This window comes from Roseicyclus salinarum (genome assembly GCF_029624655.1).
Classification (GTDB): Bacteria; Pseudomonadota; Alphaproteobacteria; order Rhodobacterales; family Rhodobacteraceae; genus Roseibacterium; species Roseibacterium salinarum.
In genome coordinates this window covers 136,636-156,620 of record NZ_JARRSA010000001.1, presented here as the reverse complement: position 1 = coordinate 156,620, position 19,985 = coordinate 136,636, and the positions used below count along the sequence as shown (strand labels likewise).

Below are 19,985 nucleotides of genomic sequence, written 5' to 3'. Positions count from 1 at the left end.
ATCAGCCGCCGTTGAGGAGGCGGATCAGGTGATCGAGAGCAATCAAGTCTTTGTATTTGATGATTATTTTCCCGTCACCCCGGTCCTGATCGTGGTCGATGGTCACGCTCATGCCAAGCGCCGCGGACAGATCCCCCTCGAGGGCGCGCGTATCGGCGTCCTTGGTCGGCGTCGCGCGTGACTTGCCGCCCCCCTTTCCGGCACCCACACCGCTGCCTTTTGCCAGCTTCTCGACTTCACGCACCGAAAGACCCTTGGCGACAGCCTGCCGCGCAAGCTCGGCCGGGTTATCGGTCGTGATGAGTGCGCGGGCATGACCGGCCGAAAGCCGCCCGTCCCGCAAGAGCTCCAGAACCTCCTCCGGCAGCCCGAGAAGGCGCATCAGGTTGGCGATATGGCTTCGGCTTTTGCCCATGGCCGTGGCAAGCTGTTCCTGCGTGTGGCCAAACCGATCCATGAGCTGCCGGTAGCCTTGCGCCTCTTCCACGGCGTTGAGGTCGGCGCGCTGGATGTTCTCGATGATCGCGACCTCGAGAACCTCGGTATCATTGAATTCCCGCACGATCACCGGGACTTCGTGCACCTGCGCCCGCTGCGCCGCGCGCCAGCGGCGTTCCCCGGCGACGATCTGGAACGTGTCGGACCCCGACGGGTCGGGCCGCACGATCAGCGGCTGGATCACGCCCTTTTCGCGGATCGACGACGCAAGCTCGGCCAGCGCATCCTCGGAAAAGGCCCGCCTCGGCTGATCCGCGTTCGGAAATATCCGGTCGACCGGCACGAGACGCTCGCCTCGAACCGGTGCTGGCTGGTTCACGGAAACTTCGGCTTCAGCCGGCTGGATATCCGCCATGAGCGCCGAAAGCCCTCGGCCCAGCCCCTTGCGATCCCGCTTTTGCGACATCACGCGCCCTCCTTCACGGTGCTTCGTTCGAGGAATTCGCGCGCAAGCTCCAGGTATGCCTCGCTTCCCTTGGACGACGGGTCGTAATCGATCACCGGAAGCGCGTAGGACGGCGCCTCGCTGACCCGGACGTTGCGCGGAATTCGCGTCTGGTAGACGAGATCGCCAAGCGTCTCGCGCGCGTCCTCCTCGACCTGGCGGCACAGGTTGTTGCGCTGATCGAACATGGTCAGCACCACACCCTCGATCCTGAGATTTGGATTTGCCGAATCGCGGACCTGCCGGACGGTCAGCAAAAGCTGCGACAGGCCCTCGAGCGCGAAGAACTCCGTCTGCAGCGGCACAAGGGCCGAGTCGGCGGCCACAAGGGCGTTCACCGTCAGAAGGCTGAGAGACGGCGGGCAATCGATGAGAACGACGTCGTAGGGAAGCTCGGACGCGCCGCGCAACGCCTGACGCAGAAGGCCGGTGCGGTTGCCGTGGGATACGAGATCAACATCGGTCGAACTCAGGTCCGTGGTCGCCGGCGCGATGTAAAGGTTCTCGATCTGCGTCGGAAGCACGACCTTTCGCAGGGGAACTTCGTCGATCAGCAGGTCATATGTGGTATTCATGCGGTCCGACGGCACAATACCAAGGCCCGTGGACGCGTTTCCCTGCGGATCGAGATCCATGATCAGGACACGTTTCCGCATCCGTGCAAGGGCTGCACCCAGATTGATGGCCGTGGTCGTCTTGCCCACGCCGCCCTTCTGGTTGGTAACGGCGAGAATCCGAGGGTGGCTATTTGGCATGAGCAACGTTCCGGATGCGAAGGATGACGGACTCCGCCGCCGTGATGGACGGCACGATGTCGGTAGTCATCTGCCAGCGCTGGCCGGCAGATTCAAGCTCCTCACGATAGGATGCCCCTTTCTGGAACAGGAGGACACCGCCCTCGCCGAGATGGGGCGCGGTCCATTCGAGAAGCTGCGGAAGTGGGGCCATCGCGCGCGCCGAAATCACGTCAGCGCCAATGGGATCCAGGCGCTCGAGACGCGCCGAACGAACATCGACCGATACGCCGGTCTGGCGCGCCACCTCACGAAGGAAAGCGCATTTGCGGATGTCGCTGTCCACGAGCTTGAATTCGAGATCCGGCGCAACCTCCGCCGCGACGATCGCACACACCAATCCCGGAAAACCGCCACCGCTTCCCACATCGAGCCACAGACCAGAGCTGGGCCGTGCCGCATGGAAGACCTGAAGTGAATCGATAAAATGGCGGTCCCACGCGTGCGGAATCGTGGCTTTGGCGACGAGATTGACCTTATCTTGCCACTTCAGAAGAAGGTCATGGAAGGTATCGAGCTTCGCCAGTGTTTCACGTGAAACATCCGCCGCGATTCGATTTCGCGCCTCGTCGCCGCTCACGCCGAACGCCGCTGTTGCTGGCGCAAACGGGTGAGGATCAGCGCCAGTGCCGCCGGCGTCATGCCATCGATCCGCCCCGCCTGTCCCAGCGTCCGTGGACGGATACGCTGCAGCTTGCCCCGAAGCTCGGTCGAGAGCCCTGCAAGCCCGTCATAATCGAGGTCGTCGGGGATGACCTCTCCATCATCACGCGCCATCGCTTCCACATCGCGCTGCTGTCGGGCAACATAAGTGGCGTAAAGCGCCTCGATCTCCAGTTGCTCCCTGATGTCCGCTGGCAGCGATCCAAGCTCGGGCACCAGCGCGTCGAGGTCAGATATGGCGATACCCGGAAATGCCAGCAGCTGCAGCCCGTTTCGCCGCTGCCCGTCCTGGTTCACCGGAAGATCGTGCCTCCGCGCCTCGGTGGGGGAAATATCCAGTGCGACCAGTGCCGCGCGACCACGATCGAGCATTTCCATCTTGGCGTCGAAGGTTTCGACGCGCGCATCGTCTAGAATACCGAGCGACGCGGCCGTCGGCGTAAGCCTTTGGTCCGCGTTATCCGCCCGAAGCGAAAGGCGATATTCCGCGCGCGACGTGAACATCCGATACGGTTCGGACACACCGCGGGTTACCAGATCGTCGATCAGAACGCCGATATAGGCCTCGCTCCGGGAGAAGCGCACTGGATTCCGCCCCAGCGCCTGGAACGCGGCATTCAGTCCGGCCATCAAACCCTGTGCCGCGGCTTCCTCGTATCCTGTCGTCCCGTTAATCTGCCCGGCAAGGAACAGACCTGGAAGCGCCGAAAGCTGAAGCGTGTCATCCAGGCTGCGGGGATCGACGTAATCGTATTCGATCGCGTAACCAGGCTGCAGGATCCGTGCGTTTTCAAGCCCTTCGATAGACCTGACATAGCTTTCCTGGACATCCGCCGACAACGACGTGGAGATGCCGTTGGGGTAGACCACGTCGCTGTCGAGACCCTCAGGCTCAAGGAAGATCTGGTGCGACGTCTTGTCGGCGAACCGAACGACCTTGTCTTCGATCGAGGGGCAGTACCGGGGCCCCACGCCCTGGATATGCCCGCCATACATCGCCGAGCGGTCAAGGTTCGCCCTGATGATCTCATGCGTACGATCGTTCGTATGCGCGATCCCGCACGAGATCTGGCGGGCTCCAGGTTTCCTGGACAGGAAGGAAAAAAGATACGGCTCGTCATCGGCCGGCTGCATCTCGAGCCCGTCCCACCGAATACTCTGCGTGTCGAGGCGCGGGGGCGTACCCGTCTTGAGCCGACCAAGCGGGAGACCAAGGTCGTCGAGCCGTTCCGCAAGGCGCACGGAAGGCTTGTCCCCCATGCGACCGCCGGGTCGGGACTCGTCGCCGATATGAATGACGCCACGCAGAAAGGTTCCCGCCGTCAGGACGACGGCCTTCGCGCCGATCTCGGATCCATCGGCAAGGATCACGCCGGCCACGCGATTGCCGTGAACCTGCAGGTCCGCCACTTCGCCCTCGATCACCGTCAGATTGCGCTGATTGCGAACGGCGTCATGGATCGCTTCACGATAAAGCTTGCGGTCGGACTGGGTCCTCGGCCCACGCACGGCCGGACCCTTGCGGCGGTTGAGAAGCCGGAACTGGATACCCGACCGGTCCGCGGCAATGCCCATCGCGCCACCCAGGGCGTCGACTTCCCGCACAAGATGCCCCTTCCCCAATCCGCCGATCGCTGGATTGCAGGACATCACTCCGATGCCGTCCCACGACAAGGTGACAAGCGCAGTTCGCGCGCCAGACCGGGCAGCGGCCGAAGCGGCCTCCACGCCGGCATGTCCGCCTCCGATCACCGCGACATCGAAGTGATGTTTCACGTGAAACACTCCTATTTCCCGATACAGAAGGACGAAAAGATCTCACCGAGGATGGCTTCTACATCGATGCGGCCGGTCAGCGAGTCAAGCGACGACATCGCCTCACGCAAGTGCGCCGCGCCGATCTCAGGCATGTCCGGCGTCGTTGCAAATACCTGTTCCGCATCGCCGATGGCCAGAAGCGCCCGCTCCATCGCTGCCCTGTGGCGTTCGCGGGTGGCCGTCGCGATTCCCAGCATCCGTCCGCCCAGAACACGCTCGATCCGTTCCAGCAGCGTGTCGACCCCCTGCCCCGTGACGCCGGATACGCCCTCGCCCGTCAAGTCGGCCTTGCCACCAACGACGATGTCGTCATCCTTCACGAGATCGGAGGGCGCGACATCGCCGGGGCCAAGGAGAAATACCCGTAGGTCGGCGTCGAGCGCCCGCGTGCGCGTTCTTCTGACGCCGATGCGTTCGATCTCGTCCTCGGCATCTCGCAGTCCCGCCGTGTCGAGCAGGGTCACTGGAATGCCCCGCAAATCGAGGCGCACCTCGAGTATGTCCCGTGTGGTGCCAGCGATCTCTGAGGTAATGGCGACATCGCGGCCAGCGATGTGGTTCAAAAGCGTCGACTTCCCCGCGTTTGGCGCACCCAGGATTGCCACCTCGAACCCGTCGCGGACACGCTCGGCCACCTTGGCGCCCTCGACCTCGAGACGGAGACTGGCAGAGACCTTGCGCAATAGACCGCCAACCTCGGGCATGACGTCGACCGGAACGTCCTCGTCCGCGAAATCGATCGTCGCCTCCAGAAGCGCGGCAGCCCGCAGAAGATCGGCCCGCCAGGCGTCCGCGACACGCCCCAGCTTGCCGTCAAGAAGGCGCATTGCCTGCTTTCGCTGCGCCTCGGTCTCGGCCGAAAGAAGATCGCCAAGGCCTTCCACCTGCGCGATGTCTAGCTTGTCGTTCATCAGTGCGCGGCGCGTGAATTCCCCGGCTTCCGCGGGCCGTGCCAGGCCCGTTCCGTCAATCAGCGCCTCGACCGCGGAAATGACCGCAGGACTTCCGTGGACATGGAATTCCACGACATCCTCGCCGGTGAAACTACGCGGAGCAACGAAGCCGAGAACCAGGGCGTGATCGACCAAAGCGCCCTCGCCGTCCACCACACGCCTTAGTGTCTTGGTCGCTGGAACGGGCCTTGTTCCGGTCAGAATATGAGATATTTCAAAGGCTTGTGGGCCAGATACCCTGATGACGGCCACGCCCGACCTGCCCCGGGCCGTCGCCAAGGCAAAGATCGTATCCATCGCTGCCTCGCCAGGTTGTCAGGTGTTCATGGAGTCGAAGAATTCGGAATTCGTCTTCGTCTGCCTGAGCTTCGAGATCAGGAATTCGATCGCATCGGTCGTACCCATCGGATTCAGGATGCGCCGCAGGACAAAGGTCTTCTGAAGGTCGCCCTTGTCGACCAGCAGCTCTTCCTTTCGGGTGCCGGACTTGAGGATGTCCATCGCCGGGAAGACGCGCTTGTCGGCCACCTTGCGGTCGAGCACGATCTCCGAGTTGCCGGTGCCCTTGAATTCCTCGAAAATCACCTCGTCCATCCGGCTTCCGGTATCGATCAGCGCGGTCGCGATGATCGTAAGCGAGCCGCCCTCCTCGATGTTCCTCGCGGCACCGAAGAACCGCTTGGGCCGCTGAAGCGCATTCGCATCCACACCGCCGGTCAGGACCTTGCCCGAGGACGGAACGACCGTGTTGAACGCCCGGCCGAGGCGCGTGATCGAGTCGAGCAGGATCACCACGTCGCGCTTGTGTTCCACGAGGCGCTTGGCCTTCTCGATGACCATTTCGGACACGGCGACATGGCGCGTGGCGGGTTCGTCGAAGGTAGAGGAAATGACCTCCCCCTTCACCGAGCGCTGCATGTCCGTGACCTCTTCGGGGCGCTCGTCGATCAACAGGACGATCAGGTAGCACTCGGGATGGTTGGTCTCGATCGAGTTCGCGATGTTCTGCAGGAGAACCGTCTTGCCAGTCCGCGGCGGCGCAACGATCAGGGCGCGCTGACCCTTTCCGATGGGCGACACGAGGTCGATGATCCGGGCGGAACGGTCCTTGATGGTCGGATCCTCGATCTCCATCTTCAGCCGCTCGTCGGGATAGAGCGGTGTCAGGTTATCGAACGCGACCTTGTGCTTGGCGCGCGTCGGTTCCTCGAAATTGATGCGGTTCACCTTCGTCAGGGCGAAGTAGCGTTCGCTCTCGCGCGGGGCGCTGATCACGCCCTCGACCGTATCGCCGGTGCGCAAGCTGTGCTGGCGGATCATCTCAGGCGAGACGTAGATGTCGTCCGGACCGGGCAGGTAGTTCGCCTCAGGGCTTCTCAGGAAACCGAAACCGTCCTGCAACACCTCGAGCACGCCATCGCCGGCAATCTCCCAGCCCTCGTCAGCCCGCTCTCGCAGGATCTCGAACATCATCTCGCCCTTGCGCATGGTCGAGGCGTTCTCGATCTCGAGATCCTCCGCCATGGCGAGCAGGTCCTTGGGCGACTGCGCCTTCAGGTCGGATAGGCGCAAGCTGTTCTCAGTCATGGAATTCACCAGTCGCAAGCGGAACGCGGGAAGCGTCCGGGCATCGGTCGATATGAAGTGATTTTTTCACCGTCGGACGACGGGTTGACTGCCAGCTAAGGGCCTCGTCCGTGAAAGTCAAGAAACCCGATGTGCCCACCGGTTCCAGACCAATAGGAAAGAGGAGAAAGAAAGATGTGATTGTATGTAGGAGGCTTAACAAACCGTAAAACGAGGATCTCGACGATTTTCACACAGGGTCCTGCACGGCGATCCCTCCGAGACAGGGACAGCGAGGGATAAAAGGGATATTCTATAAAGGCCTTTAATATCAAATATTAATCGAAAATTCTCGCTGTGGATGCCTGTGGAGATCCGATGGCAAACTTCCCTGGTCCGCGATGATCCACCGCCCGTCCCGCGGTCATTCGTCCACGGGGACAACCGCATGGCAACTTTCGCATCGCCGGGAGAAAACCCGCGTCAGGCGTCGGCGCTTCCGGTCCACACACATCTTTCCACCGACGCGGCACTTGCCTATCAACAGGACAACCCAGAACAAAGGTGCCCTTTTGCCCGACCTTGTCCTCGCCTCGGCCTCCGTATCGCGCCGCCAGATGCTCGAAAATGCCGGGTTTCGGTTCGAGGTGCTGCCGATTCGAATCGACGAGGATGCCGTGCGCGCGTCTCTCGAGGCGGAGGGTGCGTCCCCGCGCGACGTGGCTGACGCACTCGGCGAGTTCAAGGCGAGGAAGGGCCACGAAAAACGCCCGGACGCCGTGGTGCTGGGGTCCGACCAGGTTCTCGCGTTCAAGGGCCGCGTGTTTGGAAAGGCCGCCGATCGCGACGAGGCAGCGGCACAGCTTTTCGAACTGCAGGGACAACAGCACCAGCTTCTGTCCAGCGCCGTGATCTACCATGAGGGTGAGCCCATCTGGCGAAGCGTAGGGCAAGTGCGGATGACGATGCACCGCCTTTCGCCTGCCGAGATCGATGCCTATCTCGATCATGCGTGGCCCGCGGTGTCGTCCTCCGTCGGCGCATACCACGCGGAGGGGTATGGCGCTCGGTTGTTTTCGCGCATCGAGGGGGACTGGTTTTCCGTCCTGGGCCTTCCCCTGCTGGACGTCTGTTCGTTTTTCCGGTTGCGGGGTTGGTTGGACTGATGGCTGCAAGACAGATACCGCTCGCCGGCGTGATCGGCGATCCCGTGGCTCACAGCCTTTCGCCCAGGCTTCATGGTCACTGGCTGCGGCGCTACGGCATCCCGGGGCACTACATCCCGATGCGCGTCGCTCAGTCGGACCTCGCCGACGCGCTTCGGGTGCTGCCGATCCTGGGCTTCGTGGGCGTGAACGTGACCATCCCGCATAAGGAGCACGTGCTGTCGCTTGCCGACACCGTGACGGACCGCGCCGCCCTGATCGGGGCGGCGAACACGCTCACATTCACCGCGCAAGGCCGCATCCAGGCCGACAACACCGACGGGACCGGCTTTCTCGCGAGCATCCGGCAGGCCTTGCCGGGATGGACGGCGAAATCGGGACCCGCGCTGGTGCTGGGGAGCGGTGGGGCAGCGAAGGCGATCGTATGGGCGCTTCTGTCGGACGGGGCCCCTGTCGTCTACGTCGCCAACAGGACGCGCGCGCGCGCCGACGGTCTGAAGGAACAGTACGGCGCGCGTGTCTCGCCGCAGGACTGGACGATGATCCCCGATCTCGTGCGCGAGGCCAGCCTGATCGTGAACACCACGTCGCTGGGGATGCAGGGCCAGCCCGCGCTTACCATAGACCTGAGCGGCGCCGTGCCTTCGACGGTCGTGACCGACATCGTCTACACGCCATTGCGCACCGGGCTTCTGGAACAGGCCGAGGCGAAGGGATGCCAGACCGTTGACGGCCTCGGGATGCTGTTGCACCAAGCCGTTCCCGGCTTTGAACGGTGGTTCAGCTATACGCCGATGGTCGACGACGAATTGCGCGCGGCGGTCCTGTCGTGAAGCCTCTGGTATTGGGCCTCACAGGGTCCATTGGCATGGGAAAATCGACGACCGCGGCCATGTTCGCTGATCTCGGCGTTCCCGTCTGGGATGCTGATGCGGCCGTGCACCGGGTCTACGCGCCCGGTGGGCCGGCCGCAGGCGCCCTGCGCGAGATCGTTCCCGAGGCGATCACCCCCGGGGACGGTGTGGACCGGACCGCGATGAAGCGCGCGATCGCCGCTGACAGCACGCTTCTGTCGCGGATCGAAGCCGCCGTTCACCCCCTCGTGGCGGCCGACCGGCAAAGGTTTCTTCAGGAAAACGCCAGTGCCGCGCTTGTCCTTCTGGACATACCGCTGCTTTTCGAGACGGGGGCCGAGGGGTGGATCGACAGCGTTGTCGTCGTCAGCACCGATCCCGAAGAACAGCGGCGGCGCGTCCTGTCCCGCCCCGGCATGGACGAGGATACCTTCCGCCGGCTCCTTGACCGGCAGGTCCCGGACGATCTCAAGCGCGCGAAGGCCGATTACATCATCCGCACGGACGACCTTGCGACGGCCCGCCAAGCCGTGGAACAACTGGTGGCGAAGCTGAAGGCAGAGGGGCCGGGACATGCGTGAAATCGTTCTGGACACCGAAACGACGGGCCTTGACCCGTCCGATGGCCACCGCATCGTCGAAATCGGCGCGGTCGAGCTTTGGCATCAGGTCCCGACCGGTCGGACGTATCACCAATACATCAATCCCGGCCGTCCAATGCCCAAGGAAGCCTTCGAGGTGCATGGCCTCGGCGACGAATTCCTCGCCGACAAGCCCGCCTTCGCCGATATCGTCGCCGACTTCCTCGAGTTCGTGCAGGCGGACAAGCTGGTGATCCACAACGCGTCCTTCGACATGCGTTTCCTGAACGCCGAGCTTGACTGGGCCGGGCACAGGATGCTGCCGCTGGATCAGGCGATCGACACGCTCGCCATCGCCAAGCGCAGGTTTCCGGGGTCGCCTGCGTCCCTCGATGCGCTCTGCCGGCGCTTCGGGATCGACAATTCCATGCGCGAGAAGCACGGCGCGCTTCTCGACTCCGAAATCCTGGCGGAAGTCTACCTCGAGCTTATTGGCGGCAAGCAGCCGGACTTCGCGCTGTCCGCCGTTCAGCGCAAGACGGATGCCGGCGCGCAGGACAGCCAGTGGCGGCCGCGACCGCGGCCCCAAGCCCTGCCCGCGCGTATCACCGACGCCGAGAAGGCGGCTCATGCCGCCTTCGTCGAGGGTCTGGGGGCCGATGCGGTCTGGAACCGCTTCGACTGAACCGGATCAGGCCTCGGCCGCAGGAGCGCCGGCCGCACGCTGGGCGATCTGCTGCCGGTAGAGCGCGAGGAAATCGATCTGGTCGAGGTTGAGCGGCGGGAAACCCCCGTCGCGCGTGACGTCGGCCACGATGCGGCGCACCCAGGGGAACAGCATTCGCGGGCACTCGATCAGGAGATACGGGTGCAGCTGCTGCTCGGGCACGTTCTCGACCTTGAACACGCCGGCGTATTCAAGCTCGAGCAGGAAAATCGACTGGGGCGCATCACCCTTCGTCTTGCTGTCGATCTTCAGCTTCATGATGACGTCGTACTGTCCCTCGGCCTCGCGCTTGCGGGCATCGAGCGCCACCTGCACCTGGATGTCGGGCTGACCGGCGGCCTGCATCTGTTTCTGGGCCGCGACGTTCTCGAACGACATGTCGCGAATGAACTGGCCAAGCACCTGCATCCGGGGCATCTCGACCTGCGTGGCCTGGCCGTTGCCGGTTGCTTCGGGCTGCGTTCCGCCATTGGTGTCGGTCATCTCTCACTCCATCATGATCGGTTGCCGTTGCTCTATCAGCACCCGATGCGGGCCTCAATGCCGGGTCTCGCCGCGCCTCGCGTCAGCGCTGCGTCCAGCCCGAAGGACCGTCGCGCGGCGGCGCCTCGGCCTCCTCGACCCGGTATTCGCCCTCGATGATGTCGCCGGAACGCCGTGTGGGGTCCGCCTCGGGCCCGCGCCAATGGGCCTGCCCGCCGACGACCGTGCGCACCTGGATCCGTTCCTTGACGCGACGCACGATGAAGGCCCTGACCTGCGGCACCAGAAGCGCGAAGCCGAGCGCGTCGGTGAAGAAGCCCGGCGTCAGCAGCAACGCGCCCGAGAACAGGATCATCGCGCCATGCGCGAGGTTGTCCGTCGGGTCCCGCAATTCTTCGAAGCTGCGCTTCAGCTGAGCGAGCGCCTGACTTCCCTGCGACCGCACGAGGATCGTACCCGCAATCGCAGTGGCGATCACGATGCCCAGGGTCGGCCAGAGGCCGATCCACCCGCCGACCTGGATGAAGAGGGCGATCTCGATCAGCGGAACGAGAAGAAACATGAGAAAAAGCCACATGGTCGTGTGCTCCGGTCTTGCGGATGGCGCGGCGCCCCGACCGCCTCGGGTGACGGGCCGGGAGTGATGGACTTGATAGGTGCCCTCGCTTACATATGTCCCCTGTGACCGCTGATGAAAGCCCCACCCTTTTGCGCCCGAGGTTTCGCGTATGAACTCCTCCCTTCTCTCCCTGCTTGTCCTCGCCGGCATTGCGATCTTTCTGATCCTTCGCCTGCGTAGCGTTCTTGGAACGCGGGAGGGGTTCGAGAAACCGGCCGTCCGTCCCACGGCGTCGCGTCCCGACCCGCGCCGTGACTTCGAGGTGATCGAGGGCGGGCCCGACGACGACATCACCGACCATGTGCCGAATGACAGCGAAGCGGCCAAGGCGCTGGCCGCGATGAAGATGGCGGAGCCCGGCTTCAACGTGCGCGAGTTCCTTCAGGGTGCGCGCGGCGCCTACGAGATGATCCTCATGGCGTTCGAGCGTGGCGACGTCGAGGAACTGCGCAGGTTCCTTGCCGACGACGTCCTGGAAAGCTTCGAGTCGGTGATCCGCGACCGCGAGGCGCAGGGCCTGCGGATCGATGCGGAATTCGTCGGCATCCGCGAGCTTGGCCTGCAGAACGCGACCTTCGACCGCGCCACGGGCGAGGCGGAGGTGACGGTGCGCTTCGTGGGCGAACTCACGTCGGTGGTGAAAAACGCCGACGGCGAGGTGATCGAGGGCGATCCCAGCGAGATCAAGCGCCAGCGCGACGTCTGGACCTTCGGGCGCACGATGGGGACGGACGACCCGAACTGGCTTCTGGTGGCGACCGACGGATGATCGATGCCAGGCCCGTGGAGCATCGTCACAGGGGTCGCGCTGTCTCTCTGTCTCTCGTTGTCGCAGGCATTGGCTGACGTTTCGGCGCAGCTGCTTTCGTTCTCGGACCTCGACGGATGGGCCGAGGACGATCATGCGGCCGCGCTCGACGTGTATCTCGGCACCTGCCGCGACATGGACGGCGAAGATTGGCAAGGCCTCTGCTCCATCGCCGCCAATGCCCCCGAGGCGCGCACCTTCTTCGAACTGTTCTTTCGTCCGGTCCTGATCGGCGGTGACGAGCCCGCGCTTTTCACCGGGTATTTCGAGCCCGAGCTCGACGGGTCGCGGATCCGAACGCCTCGCTACCGCTTCCCGATCTACCGGGTGCCGCCGGAATTGGGCAACGGTCCGTGGCTCAGCCGCGCCGAGATCGAGACGACGGGGGTTCTGGAAGGCCGCAACCTCGAGATCGCATGGGTCGACGACGCGGTCGAACTGTTCTTTCTCCAGATCCAGGGGTCCGGTCGCATCAGGATGACCGATGGATCGATCATTCGCGTGGGCTACGGCGCGCGGAACGGTCACGAATACCGGTCGATCGGTCAGGAGATGGTCCGACGGGGCATCTACGAGCCGCATCAGGTCTCGGCGGGCGTCATCGCCAACTGGGTGCGCCGAAATCCCACCGAGGGTTACGAGCTTCTGCACCACAACCCGTCCTACATCTTCTTCCGCGAGGTCGACATCGGCGATCCGGGGCTTGGTCCGCTGGGCGCCATGAACCGCTCGATCACGCCGCTCAGGACCATCGCCGTCGATCCTGCCTATACGCCGCTCGGCGCGCCGGTCTGGATCGAGAAGGGCGGCGCGGGCGAGATGCGGCGGCTGATGATCGCACAGGACACCGGCGGCGCCATCCGCGGCCCGCAACGCGCGGACATCTTCTTCGGTTTCGGCGACGCGGCGGGTGACGCGGCGGGAACGATCCGCGATCCCGGCCGGATGGTCGTGCTGCTGCCGATCGAGCGCGCGCACCAGATCGTTCCGGACGCCTGAACGGATGGCACGGCGAAGGAAAGGGCTCAGCCCGGAAGACCGGGAATTGTGGGATCGCGTGAAACGCTCGGCCAAGCCGTTGGCCCCACCCTCCCTCGAACGGTCGATGGAAAAGCCGCAGACGCCGGTGAGGCGGCCCGAACCGTCCCGATCTCCCGAGCCGCCGGATACGCTGACGATCAAGCCCTTCCGTATCGGCGACACGGCGTCCGTCCCCACGCAGGCCCCGGAACGGCCCCCGGCCCATGGCCCGGTCCGTATGCAGCACAAGACGCACCGCCGCATGGTCCGCGGGAAGCTGACGCCCGAGGCGCGTCTCGACCTTCACGGCATGACAATCGCGGATGCCCACCCTGCGCTCGTGCGCTTCATCGCGGGCGCCCATGACAGGGGGCTGAGGCTGGTGCTGGTCATCACCGGAAAGGGCCGCGCCGGCGAGGATGTCGGCCCGATCCCGGTGCGTCGCGGCGTCCTGCGGCAGCAGGTGCCGGGCTGGCTGACCGCGCCGCCCCTTGGGGCGATGGTCCTCGAGATCCGCGAGGCTCATCAGCGCCACGGCGGTGGCGGCGCCTACTACGTCTACCTGAGGCGCCGGCGCTGAGGTCTAGAGGACGTAGCGGCTGAGGTCCGCGCTCCGCGTCAACTCGCCGAGGTTCTTCTCGACGAAATCCGCATCTACGGTGACGGTGTCGCCGGCGCGGTCGGGCGCGGTGAAGCTCAGTTCCTCGAACACCCGTTCCATCACCGTGTAAAGCCGTCGGGCGCCGATGTTCTCGATCGACTGGTTCACGTCCGCCGCGATCTTGGCAAGGGCCGCGATCCCGTCCGTGGTGAACGCGACCTCGACTTCCTCGGTTTGCATCAGGGCCGTGTACTGCCGGGTGAGGGCGTTGTCCGTCTCGGTCAGGATCCGGACGAAATCATCCTCGGTCAGCGCCCGCAGGTTCACCCGGATCGGCAGCCGTCCCTGGAGTTCGGGCAGCAGGTCCGAGGGTTTGGCGATGTGGAACGCCCCCGAGGCGATGAACAGGATATGGTCGGTCCTGACCGGACCGTAACGGGTTGAAACCGTCGTCCCTTCGATCAGCGGAAGCAGGTCGCGTTGAACGCCCTCGCGACTGACATCGCCGCCGCGCACGTCCTGCCGAGCCGCGACCTTGTCGATCTCGTCGATGAAGACGATGCCGTTCTGCTCGACGGCGCGCACCGCTTCCTTGGTGACGGCTTCGGGATCCAGAAGCTTGTCGGCCTCCTCGTCGATCAGCACCTCGTAGCTCGACGCGACGCTCATTCGCCGCTTCACGGTGCGCTGCCCGAACGCCTTGCCGAAGATGTCGCCCAGATTCATCATGCCGCCGCCGCCCATGCCGGGCTGGCCGGGGATCTCGAAGCCCTGCATCGGGTTCGACGTGTCCGCGACCTCGAGCTCGATCATCGTGTCGTCAAGCTCGCCCGAGCGGAGCTTCCTGCGGAACATCTCGCGCGTCTGCTCGCGCGCCCCGTCCCCCGCCAGCGCCTCGATCACGCGCTCCTCCGCGGCTTCGTGCGCCTTTGCCTTCACCTCCTCGCGGAGGTTCTCGCGCACCATCGCCTGCGCCGCGTCGACGAGGTCACGGATGATCTGCTCCACGTCCCGTCCGACATAGCCGACCTCGGTGTATTTCGTGGCCTCCACCTTGATGAAGGGCGCCCGCGCAAGCTTGGCGAGGCGGCGCGAGATCTCGGTCTTGCCCACGCCGGTCGGCCCGATCATCAGGATGTTCTTCGGATAGACCTCCTCCCGCAGGTCGGGGCCCAGCTGCTTGCGGCGCCAGCGGTTTCGCAGCGCCACGGCGACGGCGCGCTTGGCCTCTTTCTGCCCGATGATGAACCGGTCGAGCTCCGATACGATTTCGCGAGGGGTGAGGTCGGTCAAGCTGGGGTTTCCTCTTGTAGAAGATCGTAGGGCGGAAGACGGTCCTTTCCGGGAAAGCCGGGCAGTGCGCGCATGACGGCGCGCCGCAGCGCCTCCCACTGGGCGCCGAGAAGGACGAGGCCGCCACCAAGCATCAGGATGACGAAGAAGGCCTGCCCCTCGACCACGGTGATGGCGAGCGCGACGACATAGCCGACGCCCGCCACGAGGAACGAGCGCCTGTCGATGACGACGGCGAACAATGCCATCAGGGTGATGAAGGCCGCGAGGACGAGCTGCGCCGCCACGCTACCCGTCTCGAAAAGCGTCAGCGCAACGGTGTTCACGATGGCGGGTGCCGCGATGACATGCAGCCAGAAGCCGGCCGAGGCCCGCCGCGTCACGCGGTGCGGATCCGACATGTCGAACCGCAGCGCGATCACGAGGCCGGCAAGGCCCAGCGCGATCGTCAGAAGCGCGAAGGGACCGTCTGCGCTGAGCAGGAAGAGGTCCTGCGGCGTCCGCGGAAACGAGCCGCCCATCGTCGCCGCGCCGAACGCCGTCGCGAAGACCGAGAGCGCGATCAGCGCGACCGTGAAGGGCACCCGGAAGACCGCGTAATAGCCCGAGAGGGACAGTGCCGAGATGCCCGCCGCCGTCGTCAGCATCGCGGGCGTCCTCATGTCCAGCATCGACGCGAACGAATAGCCGAACTGCCCTGCCAGAAGCCCGAACATCACCGCCAGCGCGATGGACGGCGCCACCATCCGACGCACGAGCGTGAAATACCGCGCAAGCGCCGCCACCCCGGCGATCCCCGCGACGGCGTATGCCATTCCGAGGACGTAGCCCTGCGTCGTGCCCAGAAGCGTCATGCCGGTGACGCCCGCGAAGCCGAGATAGAGGATCGACAGTCCGACGACGATGAAGATCTCGTTGAAGCCCTTGAACAGCTCGAAGGGTTCGTCGAGGCCCGACATGCGGGCGCGCACGCCTGCCCGGCGCTCGGCCAGGACGATGACCGAGGCGGCCTGTGCCTCGCTCAGTGTGCCCGAGGCGACCGCCGCGCGGATATCGTCGCGCGTGATCCCTGTCATCCGCCGATCTTTTCGACGGTCAGGTTGCCATTGGTGTAGACGCAGATGTCCGATGCGATCGCCATGGCACGACGCGCGATCGTCTCGGCGTCGTCGGGGCCGTCGATCAGCGCGCGGGCCGCAGCAAGCGCATAGTTGCCGCCCGAGCCGATGGCCGCGACGTCGTGCTCGGGCTCGAGCACGTCGCCCGCGCCGGTGATCACAAAGAGGTCCGCGCCATCGGTGACGATCAGCATCGCCTCGAGCTTCTGGAGATACTTGTCGGTCCGCCAGTCCTTGGCCAGCTCCACGCAGGCGCGCTGAAGCTGTCCCGGCGTGGCCTCGAGCTTGGCCTCCAGCCGCTCGAGAAGGGTGAAGGCGTCGGCGGTGGAGCCGGCGAACCCCGCGACAACGTCATGCCCTCCGGGCGAAAGCCGGCGCACCTTGCGCGCGGTGCCCTTGATGACCGTCTGGCCGAGGCTCACCTGGCCGTCGCCGGCGACGACGACCTCGCCACCCTTCTTCACGCCGATGATCGTGGTTCCGTGCCAGCCGGGAAAATCGCTGTCTGCCATGGGGCCTCCGTCGTTCGGCCCTATATGGATCGCGGGACGGCCTGCCGCAACCATGGGGCCGGTCAGGCGCGGCCGGGCCAGCCTTTACGCCGCGGCACCCGCACCGCCAGCATCGGCATCAGCCATGGCCCGCGGAAGCGGTTGAGATCGAGCGCCTCGTGCACGCCGACCGTCTCCTCGCCGTTTATCTTCGTGCGAATGGTGGAGCGGTTGTAGAACGGGGCGTCCAGCATCGCCTTGACCTGCTGCGGCCGGTATCCCGCGTCCGCCCGCGTCTCGCGCCGCACCATCCAGCCCGGACGCGAAAGGCGCGCCTTCGGCGGTTGCGAAAGCTGCCGGATGCTTCCGTCCTCGGCGAAACCCACGGCCACCGATAGCTCGCTCCCGTCGCGCCGCGTCGCGTCGTAGAAGCACGCCGCGCCGTCCTTCAGGGGGAAGCGGCCCCAGGTCCAGTAGTCGAAATCGGCCTCCAGCGCGCGCGTGCCGAAGTTGGCGTCGAAATAGCCGTGGCCGCTCCAGTTCCAGCCGGGGCGGTTCAGGTCCACGCGAATGCCCGCCTTCGGCGCGAAGGGCCGCCAGACATGGGCGCCGTCGTCGGTCAGCGGCAGCTCGACCTCCGTCAGCGCCGAGGGCACGACCGTCACCGTTCCCTTCAGCCGCTGTGCGTGTGGCGTCGAGACCTCGTCGATCTCCACGACCAGCCGGTCGCCGTCCCAGGTCATCGCCGATGGACCGATCCGCAGACTGTCCCGCGACCGGCCCAGCGCGCCCTCGCCACGGTCCGTCATGGTCCAGCGCCCGCCGCGTCCGTAGGTGACGACGTTGAGACAGCAATGGTCGGCGGGGTTCCGGCGGCCGCTCCAGCGATACCAGGGAGAGAAGACCGAGCCTATGAAGCCGATGATCGAGATGGCGCGCTCGCCATCGTCGCTGATCCCGTCGACATACCACCAGGCGTAGCCGTCCGGGGGAACGTCGAGGTCGAAGCAAGGTCGCTCCAGATCGCCGCGGCCGCGTGCCGCCCTGAGAGGCAGGCCATGGGTATTCCCGCCCCCGGATGCGTCCCGCCCCCGCAGAGATAGAGCCCCCTCAGGCCCGTCCGCGCCACCGGTCGATGGAAGGTCGCCATCATGCCGTGCGGGCTCCGCCCGTAGAGGGAACCGTCCGAGGCCGGAAAGGCCCGGTCGAAATCGTCCGGTGTCGTCAGGTGCGACAGGTCCGGGGCGGGCGAGAAGGTCAGGCCCATCCGGCTCAAGGTCTCGAAGGTGCGTGTCCGGCATGTGCGTCTGTCCTCGTCCGTCGCCCGGTAGCCCGGCGGGCCGTTCATGATGATCTCGAAGCGCTCCCGTCCGGTGGGCGCGTCGGCCCCGCCACGATCCTGCGCGCAGAGGTAGAGGGTGGCGTCGCGCGGCATCCGGCCCTGCGCGATGTCGCCGAATTCCGCGCGCGGGTCGTCGCAGAAAAACACGTTGTGATGGGCGAGGTCCGCGCCGTGCGCTTCGGCGGCGAAACCCCAGACGAAGGCCGACAGGCTTCGTGGTTCGACCCCGCGGCGCGGCACCGCCCGGCGCGGCGACGGCCCGAGGCGCCCCTCGTGCAGGGCTTTCGGATCGCCGTTGAACAGAACGATGTCGGCCGCCAGCCGCGTGCCGTCGGTCAGATGCACGGCGGTGCATCTTTCGTCCTGCGTCTCGATGCGCCGCGCCTCGGCGCCGAAGCGGAACGTCACGCCGCGCGCGAGCGCAAGCTTGTGGAGCGCGCGCGCAAGCATGTGCATCCCGCCTTCCACGCGCCAGACGCCCGATGCCTCGGAATGAAAGATCAGCCCCAGAATGGCGGGGCTGAGATAGGGCGACCCGCCGACGTAGGTGGCGTAGCGCCCGAACAGCTGGCGCAATCGCGGATCGGAGAACTCCATCCGGAGACTGCGCGCCATCGACAGGCCCGGCGCCATTGCGGCAATCAGCGACGGTTCCTTCAGGACATGCGCGGTCAGCGACGAGAGCTTCGGCTCGGCCTCCTGCATGACGGGGGCGTCGAACGCCTCGAACAGGCGCCAGGCCTTCTTCGAGAAGGCGCGGAACTCGGCCTCGGCGGCCGCGCCCGCGAAGCCGCGCACGGCGGCCGCGCTGGCCTCGGGGTCCGAATGAAGGTCGAGGCTTGACCCGTCGCGCCACCAGTGCCGCGCCAATACGGTGTCGGGATGGAGCGTGACATGGTCGGCAAGCCGTTCGCCCACCGCTTCGAACAGCTCCTCGAATACATGGCGCATCGTCATCACGGTCGGGCCGATGTCCACGGGTCCGGTGGAGGAGGCGCGTGTGCGCATCTTGCCGCCGGGACCGGGCGCCATGTCCACGACCTCGACCGGCAGCCCGCGATGGGCAAGCCGGAGCGCCGCCGAAAGGCCGCCGATGCCGGCGCCGATGACGACGGCACGGGGTTGCGAAGGATTTACGCCATCCGGCACGGCAAGAGCCCTCTGAAGTGTCAGTTATAGTTGACAGATCACCCAGATATGTCCAGTCTAATTTACAAATCCGCGCGCCCCGCGACAGGATTCCCTTGCCGTCAGGAGGGCACATGCCGCTTAAGACAAGGATCGAGACAGCCCTTTCCTCGGCCATATCCACGGCACGGAACGGGGCGGCGCCGCCACGGCTTTCGTCGGCGCTCGACTATTCGGTCAATCCCGGCGGGGCGCGGATTCGTCCCACCATCTGCCTGTCCGTCGCGATGGCCTGCGGCGACGACCGCCCGGCCATGTCCGACGCCGCCGCCACGGCGATCGAGCTGATCCATTGCGCGAGCCTCGTGCATGACGACATGCCCTGTTTCGACAACGCCGACATCCGGCGCGGAAAGCCGAGCGTCCATCGCGCCTATGGCGAGCCCATCGCGCTGCTTGCGGGCGATACCCTGATCGTCGCGGCCTTCGAGGTTCTCGCCCGCGCCGCCGGGCAGGACCCCGAACGCGCCATCGGCCTTATCCGGATCCTGGGCGAGTCCACCGGGATGCCCGGCGGGATCTGCGCGGGGCAGGGGTGGGAAAGCGAGGACAAGATCGACCTCTCCGCCTATCACCGCGCCAAGACCGGTGCGCTGTTCACCGCCGCGACGCGCATGGGCGCCGCCGCCGCAGGCGAGGAGCCCGACGCCTGGACCGAACTGGGCGCGCGTATCGGCGAGGCCTTCCAGGTGGCCGACGACCTTCGCGACGCACTTTACGACGAGGACGCGCTGGGCAAGCCCGCCCATCAGGACGAGATCAACGGACGTCCCAACGCGGTGTCCGAACTTGGCGTGCGCGGTGCGATCCGCCGGCTGGAGGACATCCTGTCGGGCGCCATCTCGTCGATCCCGTCCTGTCCAGGCGAGGCGGCACTTTGCGAGATGGTCCGCAAGACGGCCGAGCGCCTGACGCCCGTGGTTCCCGCTCGGCACGCGGTCTGATCCGGTGGCCCTG

Annotated in this window: 21 protein-coding genes; 8 read left to right on the top strand and 13 right to left on the bottom strand. The window is 65.5% G+C overall.

What is annotated here, in order from left to right; translation table 11 throughout:
* Window position 1: 1 nt before the first annotated feature.
* The 6 genes from P6F26_RS00785 to rho are packed head-to-tail and all read right to left on the bottom strand — an operon-like array spanning window position 2 to window position 6,758.
* A complete protein-coding gene (locus P6F26_RS00785) occupies window positions 2–904 on the bottom strand; it encodes a ParB/RepB/Spo0J family partition protein (RefSeq protein WP_278026722.1) in 903 nt (300 codons plus the stop codon).
* On the bottom strand, window positions 904–1,698 hold the full coding sequence (locus P6F26_RS00780) for a ParA family protein (protein ID WP_278026721.1): 795 nt from the start codon (window positions 1,696–1,698) through the stop codon (window positions 904–906). Before P6F26_RS00780 ends, P6F26_RS00785 begins: the two co-directional genes overlap by 1 nt.
* A complete protein-coding gene (rsmG, locus tag P6F26_RS00775; protein WP_278026720.1) occupies window positions 1,688–2,317 on the bottom strand; it encodes a 16S rRNA (guanine(527)-N(7))-methyltransferase RsmG in 630 nt (209 codons plus the stop codon). Before rsmG ends, P6F26_RS00780 begins: the two co-directional genes overlap by 11 nt.
* Window positions 2,314–4,185: a tRNA uridine-5-carboxymethylaminomethyl(34) synthesis enzyme MnmG gene (gene mnmG / locus P6F26_RS00770; RefSeq protein ID WP_278026719.1), complete on the bottom strand. Its 1,872-nt coding sequence runs from the start codon at window positions 4,183–4,185 to the stop codon at window positions 2,314–2,316. Before mnmG ends, rsmG begins: the two co-directional genes overlap by 4 nt.
* A 2-nt stretch (window positions 4,186–4,187) precedes the next feature.
* Window positions 4,188–5,468 (bottom strand): tRNA uridine-5-carboxymethylaminomethyl(34) synthesis GTPase MnmE, encoded by a 1,281-nt coding sequence (gene mnmE, locus P6F26_RS00765; RefSeq protein ID WP_278026718.1) that lies wholly within the window; start codon window positions 5,466–5,468, stop codon window positions 4,188–4,190.
* Between the two features lie 18 nt (window positions 5,469–5,486).
* Complete coding sequence (gene rho, locus P6F26_RS00760) at window positions 5,487–6,758, bottom strand: transcription termination factor Rho (RefSeq protein WP_278026717.1); 1,272 nt, start codon at window positions 6,756–6,758, stop codon at window positions 5,487–5,489.
* A 551-nt stretch (window positions 6,759–7,309) separates the two neighbouring features.
* Here rho and P6F26_RS00755 point away from each other — a divergent pair.
* The 4 genes from P6F26_RS00755 to dnaQ are packed head-to-tail and all read left to right on the top strand — an operon-like array spanning window position 7,310 to window position 10,023.
* On the top strand, window positions 7,310–7,903 hold the full coding sequence (locus P6F26_RS00755) for a Maf family protein (protein WP_278026716.1): 594 nt from the start codon (window positions 7,310–7,312) through the stop codon (window positions 7,901–7,903).
* Window positions 7,903–8,736, top strand: coding sequence for a shikimate dehydrogenase (locus P6F26_RS00750; RefSeq protein ID WP_278026715.1), 834 nt, complete (start codon window positions 7,903–7,905; stop codon window positions 8,734–8,736). Before P6F26_RS00755 ends, P6F26_RS00750 begins: the two co-directional genes overlap by 1 nt.
* Window positions 8,679–9,338, top strand: a complete 660-nt coding sequence (gene coaE / locus P6F26_RS00745; RefSeq protein WP_347403023.1) for a dephospho-CoA kinase — start codon at window positions 8,679–8,681, stop codon at window positions 9,336–9,338. Before P6F26_RS00750 ends, coaE begins: the two co-directional genes overlap by 58 nt.
* Window positions 9,331–10,023 (top strand): DNA polymerase III subunit epsilon, encoded by a 693-nt coding sequence (gene dnaQ / locus P6F26_RS00740; protein ID WP_278026714.1) that lies wholly within the window; start codon window positions 9,331–9,333, stop codon window positions 10,021–10,023. The genes coaE and dnaQ overlap by 8 nt, the downstream gene beginning before the upstream one ends.
* 6 nt (window positions 10,024–10,029) lie before the next feature.
* Here the strand turns inward: dnaQ and secB are convergent, their stop codons facing one another.
* Together secB and P6F26_RS00730 are read right to left on the bottom strand one after the other, a co-directional pair.
* Complete coding sequence (gene secB, locus P6F26_RS00735) at window positions 10,030–10,548, bottom strand: protein-export chaperone SecB (protein WP_278026713.1); 519 nt, start codon at window positions 10,546–10,548, stop codon at window positions 10,030–10,032.
* Between the two features lie 82 nt (window positions 10,549–10,630).
* Complete coding sequence (locus P6F26_RS00730; protein ID WP_278026712.1) at window positions 10,631–11,125, bottom strand: FxsA family protein; 495 nt, start codon at window positions 11,123–11,125, stop codon at window positions 10,631–10,633.
* Window positions 11,126–11,276: 151 nt separating this feature from the next.
* Between P6F26_RS00730 and P6F26_RS00725 the strand changes: the two genes are divergently transcribed.
* Genes P6F26_RS00725 through P6F26_RS00715 form a run of 3 tightly spaced genes read left to right on the top strand, consistent with a single transcriptional unit; the run spans window position 11,277 to window position 13,575 of the window.
* Complete coding sequence (locus P6F26_RS00725; protein WP_278026711.1) at window positions 11,277–11,936, top strand: Tim44/TimA family putative adaptor protein; 660 nt, start codon at window positions 11,277–11,279, stop codon at window positions 11,934–11,936.
* A gap of 3 nt (window positions 11,937–11,939) precedes the next feature.
* Window positions 11,940–12,974 carry a murein transglycosylase A gene (gene mltA / locus P6F26_RS00720; protein WP_278026710.1) on the top strand — a complete coding sequence of 345 codons (1,035 nt, stop codon included), beginning with the start codon at window positions 11,940–11,942 and terminating at the stop codon, window positions 12,972–12,974.
* A 4-nt stretch (window positions 12,975–12,978) separates the two neighbouring features.
* Window positions 12,979–13,575, top strand: a complete 597-nt coding sequence (locus P6F26_RS00715) for a Smr/MutS family protein (RefSeq protein ID WP_278026709.1) — start codon at window positions 12,979–12,981, stop codon at window positions 13,573–13,575.
* Between the two features lie 3 nt (window positions 13,576–13,578).
* On the opposite strand, the gene hslU is transcribed toward P6F26_RS00715, so the two are convergent.
* The 5 genes from hslU to crtD all read right to left on the bottom strand — a co-directional run bounded on the left by hslU (window position 13,579) and on the right by crtD (window position 18,989).
* Window positions 13,579–14,889, bottom strand: a complete 1,311-nt coding sequence (hslU, locus tag P6F26_RS00710; RefSeq protein WP_278026708.1) for an ATP-dependent protease ATPase subunit HslU — start codon at window positions 14,887–14,889, stop codon at window positions 13,579–13,581.
* Window positions 14,886–15,965 carry a hypothetical protein gene (locus tag P6F26_RS00705; protein ID WP_278026707.1) on the bottom strand — a complete coding sequence of 360 codons (1,080 nt, stop codon included), beginning with the start codon at window positions 15,963–15,965 and terminating at the stop codon, window positions 14,886–14,888. Before P6F26_RS00705 ends, hslU begins: the two co-directional genes overlap by 4 nt.
* The gene (hslV, locus tag P6F26_RS00700) at window positions 15,962–16,519 is read right to left on the bottom strand and encodes an ATP-dependent protease subunit HslV (RefSeq protein WP_278026706.1); all 558 of its coding nucleotides are present in this window, start codon (window positions 16,517–16,519) and stop codon (window positions 15,962–15,964) included. The genes P6F26_RS00705 and hslV overlap by 4 nt, the downstream gene beginning before the upstream one ends.
* Window positions 16,520–16,581: 62 nt before the next feature.
* On the bottom strand, window positions 16,582–17,454 hold the full coding sequence (gene crtC / locus P6F26_RS00695; RefSeq protein WP_278026859.1) for a carotenoid 1,2-hydratase: 873 nt from the start codon (window positions 17,452–17,454) through the stop codon (window positions 16,582–16,584).
* On the bottom strand, window positions 17,409–18,989 hold the full coding sequence (gene crtD, locus P6F26_RS00690; RefSeq protein ID WP_278026705.1) for a 1-hydroxycarotenoid 3,4-desaturase CrtD: 1,581 nt from the start codon (window positions 18,987–18,989) through the stop codon (window positions 17,409–17,411). The genes crtC and crtD overlap by 46 nt, the downstream gene beginning before the upstream one ends.
* Before the next feature lie 113 nt (window positions 18,990–19,102).
* Between crtD and P6F26_RS00685 the strand changes: the two genes are divergently transcribed.
* A complete protein-coding gene (locus tag P6F26_RS00685) occupies window positions 19,103–19,972 on the top strand; it encodes a polyprenyl synthetase family protein (protein ID WP_278026704.1) in 870 nt (289 codons plus the stop codon).
* Window positions 19,973–19,985 lie beyond the last annotated feature (13 nt).

Bases quoted from the DNA above. Each gene is read 5' to 3' on its own strand.
- P6F26_RS00730 (WP_278026712.1), bottom strand. From the start codon at position 11,125: ATGTGGCTTTTTCTCATGTTTCTTCTCGTTCCGCTGATCGAGATCGCC.
- P6F26_RS00705 (WP_278026707.1), bottom strand. From the start codon at position 15,965: ATGACAGGGATCACGCGCGACGATATCCGCGCGGCGGTCGCCTCGGGC.
- mnmE (WP_278026718.1), bottom strand. From the start codon at position 5,468: ATGGATACGATCTTTGCCTTGGCGACGGCCCGGGGCAGGTCGGGCGTG.
- P6F26_RS00785 (WP_278026722.1), bottom strand. From the start codon at position 904: ATGTCGCAAAAGCGGGATCGCAAGGGGCTGGGCCGAGGGCTTTCGGCG.
- secB (WP_278026713.1), bottom strand. From the start codon at position 10,548: ATGACCGACACCAATGGCGGAACGCAGCCCGAAGCAACCGGCAACGGC.
- P6F26_RS00750 (WP_278026715.1), top strand. From the start codon at position 7,903: ATGGCTGCAAGACAGATACCGCTCGCCGGCGTGATCGGCGATCCCGTG.
- P6F26_RS00715 (WP_278026709.1), top strand. From the start codon at position 12,979: ATGGCACGGCGAAGGAAAGGGCTCAGCCCGGAAGACCGGGAATTGTGG.
- mltA (WP_278026710.1), top strand. From the start codon at position 11,940: ATGCCAGGCCCGTGGAGCATCGTCACAGGGGTCGCGCTGTCTCTCTGT.
- dnaQ (WP_278026714.1), top strand. From the start codon at position 9,331: ATGCGTGAAATCGTTCTGGACACCGAAACGACGGGCCTTGACCCGTCC.
- P6F26_RS00780 (WP_278026721.1), bottom strand. From the start codon at position 1,698: ATGCCAAATAGCCACCCTCGGATTCTCGCCGTTACCAACCAGAAGGGC.
- P6F26_RS00685 (WP_278026704.1), top strand. From the start codon at position 19,103: ATGCCGCTTAAGACAAGGATCGAGACAGCCCTTTCCTCGGCCATATCC.
- P6F26_RS00725 (WP_278026711.1), top strand. From the start codon at position 11,277: ATGAACTCCTCCCTTCTCTCCCTGCTTGTCCTCGCCGGCATTGCGATC.
- rho (WP_278026717.1), bottom strand. From the start codon at position 6,758: ATGACTGAGAACAGCTTGCGCCTATCCGACCTGAAGGCGCAGTCGCCC.
- hslV (WP_278026706.1), bottom strand. From the start codon at position 16,519: ATGGCAGACAGCGATTTTCCCGGCTGGCACGGAACCACGATCATCGGC.